The sequence below is a fragment of the Mesorhizobium sp. M1295 genome (assembly GCF_040318135.1).
Lineage (GTDB): Bacteria > Pseudomonadota > Alphaproteobacteria > Rhizobiales > Rhizobiaceae > Mesorhizobium.
Window position 1 is genome coordinate 80,586 of record NZ_JAMYLU010000002.1, and the last position, 14,393, is coordinate 94,978.

The 14,393-nt window shown below is 64.3% G+C and carries 14 protein-coding genes; 10 read left to right on the forward strand and 4 right to left on the reverse strand.

The features are described 5' to 3' along the window. Nucleotides 1-68 precede the first annotated feature (68 nt). From NKH29_RS03425 to NKH29_RS03440, 4 genes are all read left to right on the forward strand, one after another. Nucleotides 69-1,100, forward strand: a complete 1,032-nt coding sequence (locus NKH29_RS03425; RefSeq protein WP_023721351.1) for a BMP family protein — start codon at nucleotides 69-71, stop codon at nucleotides 1,098-1,100. A 183-nt stretch (nucleotides 1,101-1,283) separates the two neighbouring features. Beyond that, nucleotides 1,284-2,789 carry an ABC transporter ATP-binding protein gene (locus NKH29_RS03430; protein WP_502895833.1) on the forward strand — a complete coding sequence of 502 codons (1,506 nt, stop codon included), beginning with the start codon at nucleotides 1,284-1,286 and terminating at the stop codon, nucleotides 2,787-2,789. After that, on the forward strand, nucleotides 2,789-3,844 hold the full coding sequence (locus NKH29_RS03435) for an ABC transporter permease (RefSeq protein ID WP_023721349.1): 1,056 nt from the start codon (nucleotides 2,789-2,791) through the stop codon (nucleotides 3,842-3,844). Before NKH29_RS03430 ends, NKH29_RS03435 begins: the two co-directional genes overlap by 1 nt. Next, on the forward strand, nucleotides 3,841-4,785 hold the full coding sequence (locus NKH29_RS03440; protein WP_023721348.1) for an ABC transporter permease: 945 nt from the start codon (nucleotides 3,841-3,843) through the stop codon (nucleotides 4,783-4,785). The genes NKH29_RS03435 and NKH29_RS03440 overlap by 4 nt, the downstream gene beginning before the upstream one ends. A gap of 14 nt (nucleotides 4,786-4,799) precedes the next feature. Here the strand turns inward: NKH29_RS03440 and NKH29_RS03445 are convergent, their stop codons facing one another. Then, a complete protein-coding gene (locus tag NKH29_RS03445) occupies nucleotides 4,800-5,567 on the reverse strand; it encodes an SDR family NAD(P)-dependent oxidoreductase (RefSeq protein ID WP_352480998.1) in 768 nt (255 codons plus the stop codon). 268 nt (nucleotides 5,568-5,835) lie between these two features. Here NKH29_RS03445 and NKH29_RS03450 point away from each other — a divergent pair, with 268 nt between their 5' ends. Together NKH29_RS03450 and NKH29_RS03455 are read left to right on the forward strand one after the other, a co-directional pair. Further along, nucleotides 5,836-5,991, forward strand: a complete 156-nt coding sequence (locus NKH29_RS03450) for a hypothetical protein (RefSeq protein ID WP_292657228.1) — start codon at nucleotides 5,836-5,838, stop codon at nucleotides 5,989-5,991. A 131-nt stretch (nucleotides 5,992-6,122) separates the two neighbouring features. Further along, nucleotides 6,123-7,088 carry an LLM class flavin-dependent oxidoreductase gene (locus NKH29_RS03455; RefSeq protein ID WP_352814958.1) on the forward strand — a complete coding sequence of 322 codons (966 nt, stop codon included), beginning with the start codon at nucleotides 6,123-6,125 and terminating at the stop codon, nucleotides 7,086-7,088. A 34-nt stretch (nucleotides 7,089-7,122) separates the two neighbouring features. On the opposite strand, the gene NKH29_RS03460 is transcribed toward NKH29_RS03455, so the two are convergent. Genes NKH29_RS03460 through NKH29_RS03470 form a run of 3 tightly spaced genes read right to left on the reverse strand, consistent with a single transcriptional unit; the run spans nucleotide 7,123 to nucleotide 10,026 of the window. Further along, nucleotides 7,123-8,073, reverse strand: coding sequence for a dihydrodipicolinate synthase family protein (locus NKH29_RS03460; protein ID WP_352999035.1), 951 nt, complete (start codon nucleotides 8,071-8,073; stop codon nucleotides 7,123-7,125). Beyond that, a complete protein-coding gene (locus tag NKH29_RS03465; protein ID WP_023721344.1) occupies nucleotides 8,063-9,058 on the reverse strand; it encodes a Gfo/Idh/MocA family protein in 996 nt (331 codons plus the stop codon). The genes NKH29_RS03460 and NKH29_RS03465 overlap by 11 nt, the downstream gene beginning before the upstream one ends. Further along, complete coding sequence (locus NKH29_RS03470; protein ID WP_352480996.1) at nucleotides 9,055-10,026, reverse strand: Gfo/Idh/MocA family protein; 972 nt, start codon at nucleotides 10,024-10,026, stop codon at nucleotides 9,055-9,057. Before NKH29_RS03470 ends, NKH29_RS03465 begins: the two co-directional genes overlap by 4 nt. A gap of 97 nt (nucleotides 10,027-10,123) precedes the next feature. Here NKH29_RS03470 and NKH29_RS03475 point away from each other — a divergent pair, with 97 nt between their 5' ends. The 4 genes from NKH29_RS03475 to NKH29_RS03490 all read left to right on the forward strand — a co-directional run bounded on the left by NKH29_RS03475 (nucleotide 10,124) and on the right by NKH29_RS03490 (nucleotide 14,378). Next, entirely contained in the window at nucleotides 10,124-10,837 is a 714-nt protein-coding gene (locus NKH29_RS03475; protein ID WP_031194640.1) for a FadR/GntR family transcriptional regulator, read from the forward strand. A gap of 32 nt (nucleotides 10,838-10,869) precedes the next feature. After that, nucleotides 10,870-12,450 (forward strand): ABC transporter substrate-binding protein, encoded by a 1,581-nt coding sequence (locus NKH29_RS03480; protein ID WP_352999037.1) that lies wholly within the window; start codon nucleotides 10,870-10,872, stop codon nucleotides 12,448-12,450. A 66-nt stretch (nucleotides 12,451-12,516) separates the two neighbouring features. Further along, nucleotides 12,517-13,476, forward strand: coding sequence for an ABC transporter permease (locus NKH29_RS03485; RefSeq protein WP_352857106.1), 960 nt, complete (start codon nucleotides 12,517-12,519; stop codon nucleotides 13,474-13,476). Further along, a complete protein-coding gene (locus NKH29_RS03490) occupies nucleotides 13,476-14,378 on the forward strand; it encodes an ABC transporter permease (RefSeq protein WP_352857104.1) in 903 nt (300 codons plus the stop codon). Before NKH29_RS03485 ends, NKH29_RS03490 begins: the two co-directional genes overlap by 1 nt. Nucleotides 14,379-14,393 lie beyond the last annotated feature (15 nt).

Consider the following 14,393-nt stretch of genomic DNA (forward strand, 5'->3'; position numbering starts at 1 on the left):
ATAGTTCCTTCGCTGATATTCCAGAGAAGAGAGCCGGCTCGACACGGCGCCAATCAGAGGGGCATGCAATGGACAACGGGAAGAGCAGAATCCAATCGAAACGCGAAGGGCTTTCGCGACGCAACGTGCTGGAGCTGGGCGCGCTCGGCCTTGCGGCGGCGATGCTGCCGGGCAGCGCCTTTGCTAAGACCAAGAAGCTGAAAGTGGCGGCGATCTTCGCCACGCCGATCGAGGAGCCGTGGGACAACCAGATCCACGTCGCCCTGCAGAAGGCCGAGAAGGAACTCGGCATCGAGTACAAATGGTCGGAGAAGGTGCAGACCGCCGATTTCAGCCGTGTCATGCGCGAATATGCGCAAGGCGGCTATGAGCTGGTGCTGGGCGATGCCTTCGCCGCCGAGCGCGAATCCCGCAGGACCGCCAAGCAGTTCCCGAAGACCGCCTTCCTGTTCGGCTCCGGCGCCGGGCCGGCCGAGCCGAACTTCGGCGTTTTCGACAACTGGATTCACGAGCCGGCCTATCTGTCCGGCATGATCGCCGGAAAGATGTCGAAATCGGGCACGATCGGCGCGGTCGCGGCTATGGGCATTCCGGAAGTGAACCGGCTGGTCAACGCCTTCTTTGCCGGCGCCAGGGAGGTCAATCCCAACATCAAGAAGAAGGTCGCCTTCATCGGCTCGTTCTTCGATCCGCCAAAGGCAAAGGAAGCGGCTGTTGCCCAGATCGACGCTGGCGTCGACGTCATCTATGCCGAGCGCTTCGGCGTCATCGAAGCGGCGGCGGAGAAGAAGATCCTCGCCATCTCCAACATGTCGGACCAGTCGAGCCTCGGCCCCGACACGGTGATCACCGGGCCGGTCTGGGACATGTATCCGACCGTCGAGCAGGCGATCAAGCTGGTCAAGGCCGGGGTCTTCACCGCGCAGGATTACGGCGATTTCTCGCGCATGGCCAAGGGCGGCTCCTACCTCGCGCCGTACCATAAATTCGACAAGACGCTGCCGGCCGAGGTCAAGGAATTGGTCGAGAGGAAGAAGGCCGAGATCCTCGACGGCAATTTCCGAGTCGACGTGGACGAGAATACGCCGGTCTCGGACTGAGTGCGCCCGCCCCTCCCCCTTGAGGGGAGGGTGGCCCGCAGGGCCGGGTGGGGTCCTCCGCGACGCGCTCCGTCTCTTAAGTCAAAAGTCGAGGCGGTTGAGGCGACCCCTCCCGCCTCGCTTCGCTCGGTACCTCCCCGCAAGGGGGAAGGGTATCCGCGCCATCTCTCACCAGGAGTGCCCTTGCCCGCCCCTCTCATCGAAATGCGCGGCATCACCAAGAGCTTCGGCGCCGTCAAGGCGAACGAGGCCGTCGATCTCAGCGTCGCGCCGGGTGAAATCCTCGGGTTGCTCGGCGAAAACGGCGCCGGCAAGACGACGCTGATGAACGTGCTGTTCGGCGCCTATGCGCCCGACGCCGGCGAGATCCTGGTGCAGGACCGGCCAGTGGCGATCAACAGCTCGGCCGATGCGCTGGCCGCCGGCATCGGCATGGTGCACCAGCATTTTCATCTCGCACCGCGACTTTCGGTGCTGGAGAACCTCTTGATCGGCATTCCCGGCAGATCGGGCCGGATCGACCGCGCCGGGGGGCTGGCGCGGCTCGCCGAGATCGGCCGCCAGCATGGGCTGGCGCTCGACCCGGACCTTCCCGTTTCGGCGCTGTCGGTCGGCGAGCAACAGCGGCTCGAAATCGTCAAGGCATTGTTTCGCGGCGCAAGGCTGCTGATCCTCGACGAGCCGACGGCGGTGCTGGCGCCAACCGAGGTCGACGGACTGTTTTCGGCGCTGCGCTCGATGGCGGCACAGGGGCTCGGCATCATCTTCATCTCGCACAAGCTCAACGAGGTGCGGGCGCTGACGCATCGCTGCGTCGTGCTCAGGCACGGGCGCGTTGCCGGCCGCGTCGATACGCCGGCCAGCACGATATCTTCGGAGATGGCGCGGCTGATGTGCGGCCACGAGATCGTGCCTCCGGCCAGGGGACCGTCGACACCGGGTCCGGCGGTGCTGACCCTCGATGGTATCTCGACATCGCATCATTCCGGCATGGCGCTGCGCGATGTGTCGCTGTCGGTACGCGGCGGCGAGATCCTCGGCATTGCCGGCGTCTCCGGCAACGGCCAGCGGGCGCTTGCCGAGGTCATCTCCGGCGTGCGAGCGCCCGATGCCGGCCGCATGACGATAGCCGGCAAAGCCGTTTCGCGGTTCTCGCCGAGCGCAGTGCAGGCGCTCGGCCTTGGCCGCATCCCGGAAGACCGTATGACGACCGGGCTGGTCACCAATCTGCCGCTTGCCGATTCGATGGTGCTGCCGCGCATCGGCACGGTGGCGTTCAGCCGCAACGGCCTGCTCAGACAGGATGCGATCCGCACCTTCGCCGAGGCGCAGATCAAGGCCTACGATATACGTTGCCCCGGGCCGATGACGCGCGCCGGGGCGCTGTCCGGCGGCAATCTGCAGAAGGCGCTTTTGGCGCGCGAACTCGCCTTCGACCCAAAGGTGCTGATCGTTTCGCAGCCGACACGCGGCCTCGATATTGGTGCCGCGCGCTTCATCCACGAAAAATTCCTCGACATGCGCGCCAAGGGCTGCGGCATTATCGTTATCGGCGAGGACCTGGAAGAGTTGCTGATGCTCTGCGACCGCATTGCCGTGATGTATGAGGGCCGCATCGTCGGCACGCTGAACAGCGCCGATGCCAGCGTCGCCAGACTCGGGTTGATGATGACCGGGGCGGAGGCCTGATGTTCCGTCTCGAGGCCCGCACCTCAACGCCCGCCTGGTTCAATCTGGCGCTGCCGCTGCTCGCCATCGGCGCGACGCTGATCCTGTGCAGCGGCCTCATTGCATTGGCCGGCGCCGGCGTCGTCGAGGCATATGGCGTGATGTTTTCGGCGTCGTTGGGCGACAGCTACGCCATCACCGAAACGCTGGTGCGTGCCGCGCCGATGATCTTCACCGGTCTTGCCGTGGCGGTCGCTTTCCGCGCCAAATTCTGGAACATCGGCGCCGAAGGGCAATTGCTGGCCGGTGCGGTGGCGAGCTGTGCCGTCGGCGCCATCCCGATGCCGGGGCCGCTCGCCATGTTGCTGATGGCGCTGGCGGGCGCCGCCGCCGGCGCGGCCGTCGCCCTGATCCCTGCCACACTGCGGGTAAAATTCAGGGTCGATGACGTGGTCAGCTCGCTGCTGCTCAATTCGGTCATTTTCTACGCGCTGATGGCGCTGATCGAGGGCCCATGGAAGGATAGTTTCAGCGGCTACCCGATCTCGCCGCCGATCGAGGATTCAGCGAATTTCCCAGTGCTGCTCGAAGGCACGCGACTGCATCTCGGCGTCGTCGCGGCGCTGGTCGCCGCACCGGTCATCTGGTTCGTGGTCGCGCGCACGACGCTTGGTTTCCGCATCAGGGTCACCGGCGAGAACCCGGAAGCCGCGCGCTATGGCGGCATCAATGTCGAGCGGGTGCTGATTTCGACGGCGCTGCTATCAGGCGCGCTGGCCGGCCTTGCCGGCGTCGGCGAGGTCGGCGGCGTGCATTTCCAGGTGATGAGCGACATCTCGCCGGGCTATGGCTATTCCGGCATCGTCGTCGCCATGCTGGCGAGGCTCAATCCGCTCGGCGTCGTGCCGGCGGCGATCTTCCTTGCTGCCGTCATGACCGGCGCCGAGGCGATGTCGCGGGCGACCGGCGTTCCGGCCTTCCTCAGCGATGTCATCCAGGGAACGGCGCTGCTCGCCATGCTGGTGGCGCTGCTGTTCACCGCCTATCGCATCCGTCGCGTGGGAATAGCCAAATGAGCGTGGTGCTGGAGCAGATATTCCAGGTCGGCTTCCTGGCCGCCATCATCCGCATCGCCACGCCGCTTGCCTTCGCGACGCTGGGCGAGATGTTTTCCGAGCGCGCCGGCGTGCTCAATCTCGGCATCGAAGGCATCATGCTGTTGTCGGCAATGACCGGCTTCACCGCGGCGAGCCTCAGCGGCAGCCTTTGGCTTGGCGTGCTCGCCGCCGTGCTGACCGGCGCGCTGATGGGCGCCGTGCATGCGCTGTTCACGGTGGCGCTCGGCCTCAGCCAGCATGTCTGCGGCATCGGCGTGACGCTGTTCAGTTCAGGCCTTGCCTATTTCCTCTACAGGCTGATCTTCGGCCAGCAATCGGTACCGCCGAACATCAAGGGGTTCGAGACGCTGCCGATCCCGATATTATCCGGTATTCCGGTGCTTGGGCCGGCGGTGTTCAACCAGTTTTCGCTGGTCTACATGGCAATGCTGTCTATTCCCCTGGCCGCCTTCGTGCTCTACCGCACGCCATGGGGCCTGTCGGTCCGCATGGTCGGTGAAAACCCGCGCGCCGCTGATTCGGCCGGCGTCAGCGTCATCGCTACGCGCTTCCAGGCGGTGATCCTCGGCGGTGCCTTGATGGGGCTGGCCGGTGCCTTCCTGTCGATGGCGCAGTTCAACGCCTTCACCTTCGGCGTGGTTTCGGGGCGTGGCTGGGTGGCGATCGCACTCGTCGTCTTCGGCCGCTGGGATCCATGGCGCTCGGCAGGCGCCGCACTGTTGTTCGCCTTCGTCGACGCGCTGCAATTGCGCATGCAGGCAAGTGGGCTCGGCCACATTCCTTATGAGGCGTTCCTGATGCTGCCCTTCATCTTCACCATCGTCGCCATGGCGGTGATGTCGCGCAATGCGGTGGCTCCTTCGGCACTGCTCAAGCCGTTCCGGCGCGAAGAGCGGTAGCGGCGCGCCGTCCTTCACATCGCGGTAAAGCCGTTATCCACGAACAGATGGGCGCCGTTGACGAAGCTGGCCTCGTCGCTGGCCAGGAACAGGGCTGCCCTCGCCACCTCTTCCGGCTCGCCGATCCGCCCCTGCTGCGCCGCCATTGCCGCGTCTGAGACATCGACGCCGAGTTTGTCGAGATCGGCGACCTCGCGCAGGCCATGCGGCGTCCTGATGAAGCCGGGGCAGACCGCATTGCAGCGGACGTTGCGGTCGCGGAATTCGACGGCAATGGCACGCGCGAACATGTGGCAGGCACCCTTGGTGGTGTCGTAAAGCACCTCCATCGGCGTCGCCGCCACCGCCGAGATCGACGAGGTGCAGACGATGGAACCGCCGCCGGCGGCGATCATGCCGGGCAGCACGGCGCGCGTCATCAGGAACATCGAACGCACATTGACGGCATGCAGCCAGTCCCATTCCTGCAGCGTGGTCTCCAGGAAGGGTTTGATGACGATGGTGCCGGCATGGTTGAACAGAACCGTGACCGGGCCGAATTTTTCCATCACGCCCTTCACCGCCGCTTCGACCTGCCGCTCGTCCGATACGTCGGCGACCCAGTGCTCGGCGACCTGGCCGCGTTGCCTGATTGCCGCTGCGGTGGCAGCCGCCGCTTCGCCGTTGCGGTCGATGATCGCCACCTTGGCGCCCTCCGCCGCGAAAAGCTCCGAGGCCGCACCGCCCATTCCCGTCGCGCCGCCCGAAATGATGGCGACCTTGCCGGCCAGTCTTGTACCCATGTTTTGCTCCCTGCTGCCTTGCCGTGACGTCGCGGCTTTCCGCTCAAGCAGCGATGCTATCCCTCATCCATTGGATGGCCAAGGAGCCACAGACACATGGACCGGACGTTTTCTGCCGTCACCCCGGCACGCCTCAAAAAGGCAGCGCTAAGCAGTAAAAGCACTAATTTGTCTAGCAGTTGGAGAAAATTGTTCTAAAGATCGCGCGAAAATAGCACTCGACAAAGTCTACTGATTTTATAGATTAAGCGCCGAGACGGAGGTCGATATGTCCTATAGCCAGAACGCTCAGACTGCCCGCAAAGGCCAAAGGCTGAGTTCCGACCAGGTATGGCGGCCGGCCTACGCCGGCGCTTTCGCTTATCTCGTCTTTGCCCTTGCGTTCGTATTCACCGGGGCAGTGGTACTGGGGCTGATCCCCTGATTTGTAAAGGCTCTGATCGTCGAGGCTTCCTCGGGATAGCGGCCTGCCGTTTGCAGAAATTCCGGAGTTGAATGAACCGAATGCCGGTGCGCTTTCGCGCGCCCTGATTCAACGTGATGGAGGAGATGGCAATGCCGATCGAGTTCACGCATGTTCCCGGTAAGATCCACGCTGCCGACGCCAGCTTTTTCTACGACTTTGTCGAGACCGCGACGAAGCTGTCACTGATCGAGGATGCCGGATTCCAGAAGATCGTCATCGACGACCAGGCCGGGCTGCTGACCAATATGGACCTTGCCGCCCAGACGCTGGACCGGACCTCCTCCCTCGAGGTCGTGCTCACGCATTGGGCGGGCGTGATCGAACCAACCGTGGCGGCGCGGCAGCTCGCTGCCCTCGACGCGAGAAGCCGTGGCCGGCTGTCGCTCAGGATGCTCAGCGAGCCGCTGAGCGACGACGATGCCGAGGCACGTCCGGCCGGCCATACGGTGGTCTGGCAACGCATCGACGAATATCTGGTGCTACTGAAGCGGTTGTGGTCGAACGACAGGCCGTTCGACCATGAAGGCGCCTTTTACAGCGTCAACGGCGGCTATGTGCCGCGCAAGGGGCCGCATGGTGCCGACGTGACCATCCGCATGGGCGGACAGTCGGGCACGGCGCTCAGGGTCGCGGGCAGGCATGCGGATGTGTTCGAGCTGGCGCCCGGCTCGCTTGCAGAAATCCGACAGTCAATGGAGCGCGTACGCGGCGCTGCCGCCGAACACGGTCGGGCCGGCAAGCTGCGTTTCGCGCTTCCCGTCCGAATCCGTTCGGAAGACCGAATCCGTTCGGAAGATAAGCCGGCCGCTTCCTGCCAGAAGGCGCTCGAACTTGCCGGGCCGCCGGCGCAGGTCGCGCTGTCGCTGCTTTCCTACGCCGCTTTGGGGATCAAGGAGTTCATGATCGTCGGCGTCGACAGGCCGCGCGAGATTGCGACTGCCGGCCGCGAGGCGATCGCACTGCTGCGCAACTCGCTGGCGCGGCGCGAGGCCGATATCCCTCAGCCGGGGGCGTTTGCGTCCCGTGCGACACAGGGCGCGAGAGCCGGCTGCTGAAGAGCCCCCGTCGTCCCGCGCCTTGCTGACGGGTCTACCACCATTCCGGGAAAGCCGCGTGAGCGGCCCTGGCCAGCGTCGGGATTTCCTGATCGGGAACGGAGCTGTAGGGCCAGAGCAGTCGCGGGCCGAGTGGCGCCCAGCCGCCGGCCGCCGCCATCGCCTTGTCGAGCGCTGCATCGCTGACATTGTAACGGGTGCGAAACGGTAGGACATGTGCGGCGAGGAAGGCCCGTATGCGGGCCTCGACCTCGGCAGCGGCGGCCATGTCGGTGCGGATCATCTGCCACCACTGTACCGCACCCTTCGGGTTGAGGCAGGCAACGTTGGAATAGCTGCCATGGGCTCCCCCAGCATAGCCTGTCGCCAGCGTGTGGCCGGGGACGAAGACGGAGAATCCGTCCAGTTTGTGGCGCATATCGGCATACCAGTCGGCGTCACCGCCCGGCAGTTTGGCGCCGACCAGCGACGGCACGGCCGCGCGCAGCCGGGCGATGCCTTCGAGTGTCAGGCGACGCTTGGCGTGCGGCGGGTTGTAGAGCACCAGCGGCGTTTCGGGCGCGGCCTCGCAGAGGCGGCCGACAAAACGCATGACCTCGTCGTCGCTGGGCGGCCACCAGTCGGGCAGTGTGAATTGCACCGCCGCCGGGCCAAACGCCGAGACCCGCGTCAGCCGCTCCAGTGCGACGCGCGGATTGGACTGGCTGATGCCGATCTGGAAAGGAAGGCGCGCGCCGCCGGCTGTTGCGGCGACCAGCCCACAAAGCCGGTCGAATTCGGGCTCGGTCTGGCAATGGAATTCGCAGGCCGTGCCATTGGAATAGACGCCGTCGACGCCTGACGCGCAAAGCCGCGCGATCGTCTCTTCCGTCGCCTGCCAGTCGATCGCTCCGCGATCGTCGATGGCCAGCATCACCGCGCCCCAGACGCCGCGCGGTGCGTGTGCGGGCAAGCGGGCCAGATGGTCGTCGAGGTCAGCGTGCACCGGCGATCTCGTGTTCGTGGCGGGTTTCGTTCGACGCGAAGGCAGCCTCGATAATGCCGATGATCTTGCGTGCATAGAGACCGTCGACCGGCACCGGCGTGTCGTCGGCAATGGCATCGCGCATCGCGCTCCATTCGCGCACCAGCGCGTTGTGCATCCAGTTCGGTTCGAATGAACCGGGCAACTCGGTCCAGACCGTATCGCGTCCAAGCATCGTGCCGCGATCCATGTCGATGCGCAGCGTTCCCTGCTCGCAGACCAGATCCATGGCGTAGGTGGTAGCGCCGGTGCGATAGCCGATGCTCTGCACCTGGCCGATGCCGCCGCCGGCGAAGCGCAGCCCAAGCAAGGCGCTGTCGTCTGCTTCCTGGTCATGGAACTTGGCGCCGAGCATGCCGCTCACCGACACGACATCGTCATCCATCAGCCAGACCAGGCGGTCGAGCGCGTGGATGCCGGCCGTCAACAGCATGCCGCCGCCGGTCGACTTGCGCAGATGCCAGTCGCGGCGATTGTGCTCCATCCATAGCTTGATGATCCAGCTCGATCCGATGAGCGGCCGGCCGAGCTCTCCTTGCTCCAGCTTCTGCCTGGCTGCCATGCAGGGCAGGGCGAAATGCATGAGATGGGCGACCATCAGCTTGACGCCGCTATCGGTTACGGCGGCGTTGATCGCGTCGCAGGCAGCCGCCGTCGGCGCCATCGGCTTTTCGAGCAGGATGTGCTTGCCGGCGTTTGCTGCGCCGATGGCCATTTCGGCATGGAGATGGTGCGGGGTGGCAATGAGGACCGCGTCGACCTCCTTGTCGTCCAGCAGCTTGCGCCAATCAGTGTAGCCGCAGCCGCCATATTCGGCGGTGAAGCGCTGCAGCGCATCGGCATTTCCACGAGAGGCGGCGACGAGACGAATGCCTCCCACCTCACGGATTGCCCGCGCATGGGCTGCGCCGAAATCGCCGGCGCCGATAATTCCTATCCCAATCATGATCCTGCCTTTTCATAAGCGGCGTCGATCAGAGACATCGCCGCAACATAATCCTCGATGGACACCGGCGGAGGCGCCTTTCTGGCCAGCCGGTCAAGCGTATCACGCATGAACAGACGATAGCGCGTTGCCGGCAGTTCGACCGGCAAATCGGCAACGGCCGCATCGTCGAGCGTTGCGCAGGTGGCATGGTCGCCATGATCGATGAGGGTGGCATTGGCACTGACGATACGCCACTCGAAGTCACCGCCGGGGCGCATCGAGGCAAAGGTGTAACCGGCCTCGACGATGAACACCGCGCCGGCCTCGTCTTCCAGCACCAGCAGCGCATGGTCCTCGACCGGGCCGGGATGAATGCGGTTCGCGATCGAAACGCTTTTCAGGCCGAGCTTGCCGGTTGCGAGGCTGAGTGCCGCGTCGACGCCGTGTATGCCGAGATTCCTCAACGCACCCCCGCCGCCAACCGCCGGATCGACGACCCAGGCGACACCGTCGGCGATGTAGCGTTGCGGCGGGCCGTTGACCAGCCGGAACTGGCAATGCGCCACCGGCCCGGCGCGACCTTGCCGGCGCAGCCGTTCAAAGCCGGCAACGGCCGGCCCGAAACGGTTGGGCAGGGGAACAGCGACAAAAGCCTGGTGCTGCCTGGCAAGCTCGCGCAGCGCCATCAGTTCCCTCGTATGGCTGGCCGCCGGCTTCTCCAGGATCAACGGTATCCCTGCCGCGATGATCGCGCGTGCCCGCGCCGGCACCCTCGAAGGGTGCCCCATCAACAGGATCGCATCCGGCGGGCTGGAGAGTATCTCCGTGAAATCTTTGATAAACGGCAGATCGTGGTGCGCGGCGAACCCATGCGCTTGGCCAGGATCCTCGTCCCAGATGCCGGCGATCTCCGCACCGTAAAAGCGTGCGGCGTCGAGGTGCATTTCGGCGTGCCAGTGGCTCGAGCCGGCGAGGGTAATCTTCATTCGAAGGCAGCAGGTTTGTTATGGGCTTGCAGGATATCCTACAAGTAGCTATACGACAAGCGGGCAGGCTAATCCGGCGGATGATGAAAGCAGTGGGATGGCGGAACTGAAGTCGATCGAACCGTTGAGCAGACCGCCGCTTCTTCACGTCACCGTGCAGGAAAGCCTCAGGGCCTATATCGAAAGCAACCAGCTCAAGGCAGGCGATCCCTTGCCGCCGGAAACGTTCCTGGCGCAGCGGCTCGGCGTCGGCCGCAACTCCGTGCGGGAAGCCATCAAGGCGCTGGAATCGATCGGCATCCTGGAGACGCGGCGCGGCATCGGCGTCTTCGTCAAGGAGTTCTCGTTCAAGCCGCTGCTGGATAACCTGGCATACGGCTTGCAGGATTCGCTGCGCGATGTCGAAGAGCTGCGCGAAATCCGCCGCGTGCTGGAAACCGGCCTCATCGCCAAGACGATCGAGATGATCAGTGCCGAGGATATCGAGGCGCTGCGCCAGTTGACCGAGCGCATGCGGCAACGTGCCGAGCGCCATGAGAGCTTCGCCGAAGAGGACCAGCAATTCCACCAGCTGCTGTTCCGCTGCCAGAACAATCACATGCTGAGCGCACTGATCGACATCTTCTGGACGGCGTTCGACAAGGCCTCGAATTTCACCAATCTCGATAATCCGACGCCGCTGGCGACATGGCGCGACCATCACGAGATCGTCGAGGCTGTCGCCGCCAAGGATGTCGACCAGGCGCGTCGGCGGCTCGACGACCATTACCGGGGGATCCAGCAGGTTATCGCCAAAAACCGAGCAAGCTGAAGAACAACCTGAATATGCCAAGGGAGGAAACCATGCGCATCAGGACCATCGCATTCTCAGTCGCCGGGCTGCTGCTCGCCAGCATTGCCCCATTGACCAATGTCCAGGCACAAAGCGCCAAGACCATTGCGGGCGGCTTCGACGTCGGCCCGGGCGGTTTTCCCAAGAACTTCAACCCGCTGGTCGCGACCGGCGGCTACACCTGGCTCAGCACCTATTTCGAACCGCTGGTCATCTTCAATGCCGGGCTGACCGAGATCGAAGGCGACCTCGCCAAGGACTACAAGATCAGCGACGACCAGCTGAGCTATACGTTCAACCTGGTCAACGAGACCTGGCATGACGGCAAACCGTTCACCTCGAAGGACGTCAAGTTCACCCTCGAGCTTGCCAAGAACAAGGCCTCCGGCAGCCTGTTTGCCGCCCGCCTCGCCAACATCGCCTCGGTCGATGCACCGGATGACCACACCGCAGTGGTGAAGCTATCGAAACCGAACGGCTCGTTTCTATCCATCCTCTCGCAGCTAATGATCCTGCCGGAGCATGCCCTGGCCGCTCTGCCGCCGGAATCACTGGCGACAAGCACCTGGTGGTCGACCGCTCCGGTTGGCACCGGCCCGTTCAAGTTCAAGCGCTACGTGACCGACCAATATGTCGAACTGGCAGCCGATGACGACTATCGCAGCGGCAAGCCGAAGGTAGACGTGCTCATCAACCGCTATTTCGAGTCGCCGGCGGCGGCCGTCGCCGCGCTCCGCGCCGGCGAGATCCAGTTCACCTATGTCGAGCCCGACGATGCGGCATCCTTCAAGAGCGACAGCAATTTCAAGGTGATCGAAGGTGCCTCGTACGTGGTCAACTATATCGGCCTGAACCAGAAGGTCGACCTGTTTAGGGATATCCGTGTCCGCCAGGCGATTATGTATGCGATCGATCGCAACGCCATCATCGACAGCCTCTACGGCGGTGCCGCCAAGCCAGCCAATTGCGGCTATGTCGCGCCGCATCTCGTTCCGGCAGACCTCGAACCCTATGCCTACGATCCGGCAAAGGCCAAGGCGCTGCTGACCGAGGCGGGCTGGGACAAGATCAATGGCGACAAGCCGATCACCTTGCTGACCTATTACGGCTCGCCGCAAGCCGCCAACGTGATGGCCGCTGTCCAGTCGATGCTGGCCGAGGTCGGCATCAATGTGGTGCCGCGCGTCGTCGATACGCCGACCTACAACGGCATCGTCTACAAGCAAGGCACGCCGGACTGGAATGCATTTCCGATGGTCTATGCCGGCCTGCAAAACGGCCCCAATCCGGCCGGCCTCAACCCCGGCCTCAACAAGTCGCAGATTCCACCGGCAGGCTTCAACACCATGCGCATCGAGTTCGATGATCTGAGCACTGCATTGGACGCCGCGCTCGGTCAAACCGATCCGGCCAAGCTCGATCAATCCTGGCAGGAGGTCTGCAAGGTCATGAACAAGGACCTGCCCTGGGCGACGTTGTGGGTGGCCAACCGCTATGGCGTGGCCTCCAACAAGCTGCGTGACTTCGTCTGGACGCCGGCGCCGGGCGGCGGTCCTTATGCAGCTCACCCCGAGCGCTGGGACATCCCGTAAGAACTCCGCAACCAAGCGAGCAGGCGGAACCACTTTGGCGCCGCCTGCCATCGCCACGGATAGCCAATGTTGAGCTTCATTGCCCGCCGCAGTGCCACAGGATTGCTGATGCTGGTCGCGCTCAGCATCCTGATCTTCATCCTGCTGCGGCTGGCGCCGGGCGATCCGATCGACGCCTATATCAACCCGTCGGTCCCCATGTCGGCTTCCGACCTCGAGGGCCTGCGCGAACGGCTCGGGCTCGATCGGCCGCTTCCCGTGCAATATCTCGCCTGGCTGCGCGCGGCGCTGAGCGGTGATTTCGGCTATTCGATCCAGCGCAGCGGCGTTGCCGTGCTGCCACTGGTCATGGAACGCATCGGCCCGACGGCGCTGCTGATGGGCACGGGCCTGGCGATCGCCATCGTGCTCGGCATTTCCGCCGGCATTTTCAGTGCGGTGCGCCGTAACGAACCGTCCGACATCGCGCTGTCGGTGCTGTCGTTTATCGGTATCTCCAGCCCAGCTTTCCTGACGGCGCTGCTTGGTCTCTATTTATTCTCGGTATTGCTGCGCTGGGCGCCGTCCGGCGGCATGCAGACGGCGGGCGCGCCGTTCTCGATGACGGATGTGCTTGCGCACCTCATCCTGCCCGCCTGCCTGCTATCGATCGGCCATGCCGCGCTGATCATGCGCTACATGCGCGCTTCGCTGCTGGAAGTGCTCAACCAGGATTACGTGCGGACCGCGCGTGCCAAGGGCGTGCGCGAGTTCTGGGTGATCATCAAGCACGCCACCCGCAACGCGCTTTTGCCGGTCATCACCCTGATCGGCTCGACCGTGGGCATCGCCATCGGCGGCGCCATTTTCCTGGAAAGCGTGTTCAACTGGCCGGGCATGGGGCTGCTTCTGGTCAATGCCGTCGGCACCCGCGATTACCCGGTGATCATGGGCGCAACCCTGGTGATCGGCGTTTGCGTCATCCTGGTCAATCTCCTGACCGACGTCGTCTATGCCGTCGTAGACCCGCGCATTCAGGTGGCGTGATGGCAATCACCGCGCCGGACCCGACAGCCGACCGGACAGCCGCGCCACAGACCAAAGGCCCGCTTCGCCGCGCGCTCGACCGCTTTTTTGAAAACCGCGCGGCGCGCGCCGGGCTTTTGATCGTCATTCCCATCCTGCTGGCGGTTTCGACCTATCCTCTGTGGTGGCCGTTCGGCCCGAACGCCATCGACCTCAGGGCGATGAACAAGGCCCCGTCGGCCATTCATTGGCTGGGCAGCGACGGCGTCGGGCGTGACGTCATGGCCCGGTTGCTGCAAGGCGGGCGGATCTCATTGCTGGTTGCCGTCTGCTCGGTCGCCATTTCGACCGTCATCGGCTTCCTGGTCGGCGCCGTCGCCAGCTTTGGCGGGCGTCTCGTCGACGGCACGGTGATGCGCTTCGTCGATCTGGCGATGACGCTGCCGCCGGTGATCTTCCTGCTGGTGCTGGCTTCGATTGCCGGCACCGGCATCGCCCCGACCATATTGGTGATCTCGCTGCTCTCCTGGCCAGTGCTGTCGCGCATGGTGCGCGCCCGGCTGCTCGAACTGCGCGAGCGCGATTTCGTCGTTGCGGCCCGGGGCATGGGCGCGGGGCTGCCGCATCTGCTGTTCCGGCATGGCCTGCCCAACTGCATCGATATCCTGGTCGTCTACGCCACCTTGCAGATCGCCAACGCTATCCTGCTCGAGGCCGGCCTGTCCTTTCTCGGCCTTGGCATCGCACCGCCAGAAGCCAGCTGGGGCAACATGCTCAATCTCGCCCGCTCCACCGTCGTGCTGGAAAATTACCCGTGGCAATGGATGTTCCCGGGCGCCGCACTGGTGCTCACCGTCCTCGCCATCAATTTCATCGGCGACGGCTTGCGCGATGCATTCGATCCTCGCTCCGATCTCAACTGACCTCAAAGGTTCATC

What these genes read in the sequence shown, in the direction of transcription:
- NKH29_RS03425 (WP_023721351.1), top strand. Translation starts at nt 69, where the DNA reads ATGGACAACGGGAAGAGCAGAATCCAATCGAAACGCGAAGGGCTTTCG.
- NKH29_RS03435 (WP_023721349.1), top strand. Translation starts at nt 2,789, where the DNA reads ATGTTCCGTCTCGAGGCCCGCACCTCAACGCCCGCCTGGTTCAATCTG.
- NKH29_RS03440 (WP_023721348.1), top strand. Translation starts at nt 3,841, where the DNA reads ATGAGCGTGGTGCTGGAGCAGATATTCCAGGTCGGCTTCCTGGCCGCC.
- NKH29_RS03445 (WP_352480998.1), bottom strand. Translation starts at nt 5,567, where the DNA reads ATGGGTACAAGACTGGCCGGCAAGGTCGCCATCATTTCGGGCGGCGCG.
- NKH29_RS03450 (WP_292657228.1), top strand. Translation starts at nt 5,836, where the DNA reads ATGTCCTATAGCCAGAACGCTCAGACTGCCCGCAAAGGCCAAAGGCTG.
- NKH29_RS03455 (WP_352814958.1), top strand. Translation starts at nt 6,123, where the DNA reads ATGCCGATCGAGTTCACGCATGTTCCCGGTAAGATCCACGCTGCCGAC.
- NKH29_RS03465 (WP_023721344.1), bottom strand. Translation starts at nt 9,058, where the DNA reads ATGATTGGGATAGGAATTATCGGCGCCGGCGATTTCGGCGCAGCCCAT.
- NKH29_RS03470 (WP_352480996.1), bottom strand. Translation starts at nt 10,026, where the DNA reads ATGAAGATTACCCTCGCCGGCTCGAGCCACTGGCACGCCGAAATGCAC.
- NKH29_RS03475 (WP_031194640.1), top strand. Translation starts at nt 10,124, where the DNA reads ATGGCGGAACTGAAGTCGATCGAACCGTTGAGCAGACCGCCGCTTCTT.
- NKH29_RS03480 (WP_352999037.1), top strand. Translation starts at nt 10,870, where the DNA reads ATGCGCATCAGGACCATCGCATTCTCAGTCGCCGGGCTGCTGCTCGCC.
- NKH29_RS03485 (WP_352857106.1), top strand. Translation starts at nt 12,517, where the DNA reads ATGTTGAGCTTCATTGCCCGCCGCAGTGCCACAGGATTGCTGATGCTG.
- NKH29_RS03490 (WP_352857104.1), top strand. Translation starts at nt 13,476, where the DNA reads ATGGCAATCACCGCGCCGGACCCGACAGCCGACCGGACAGCCGCGCCA.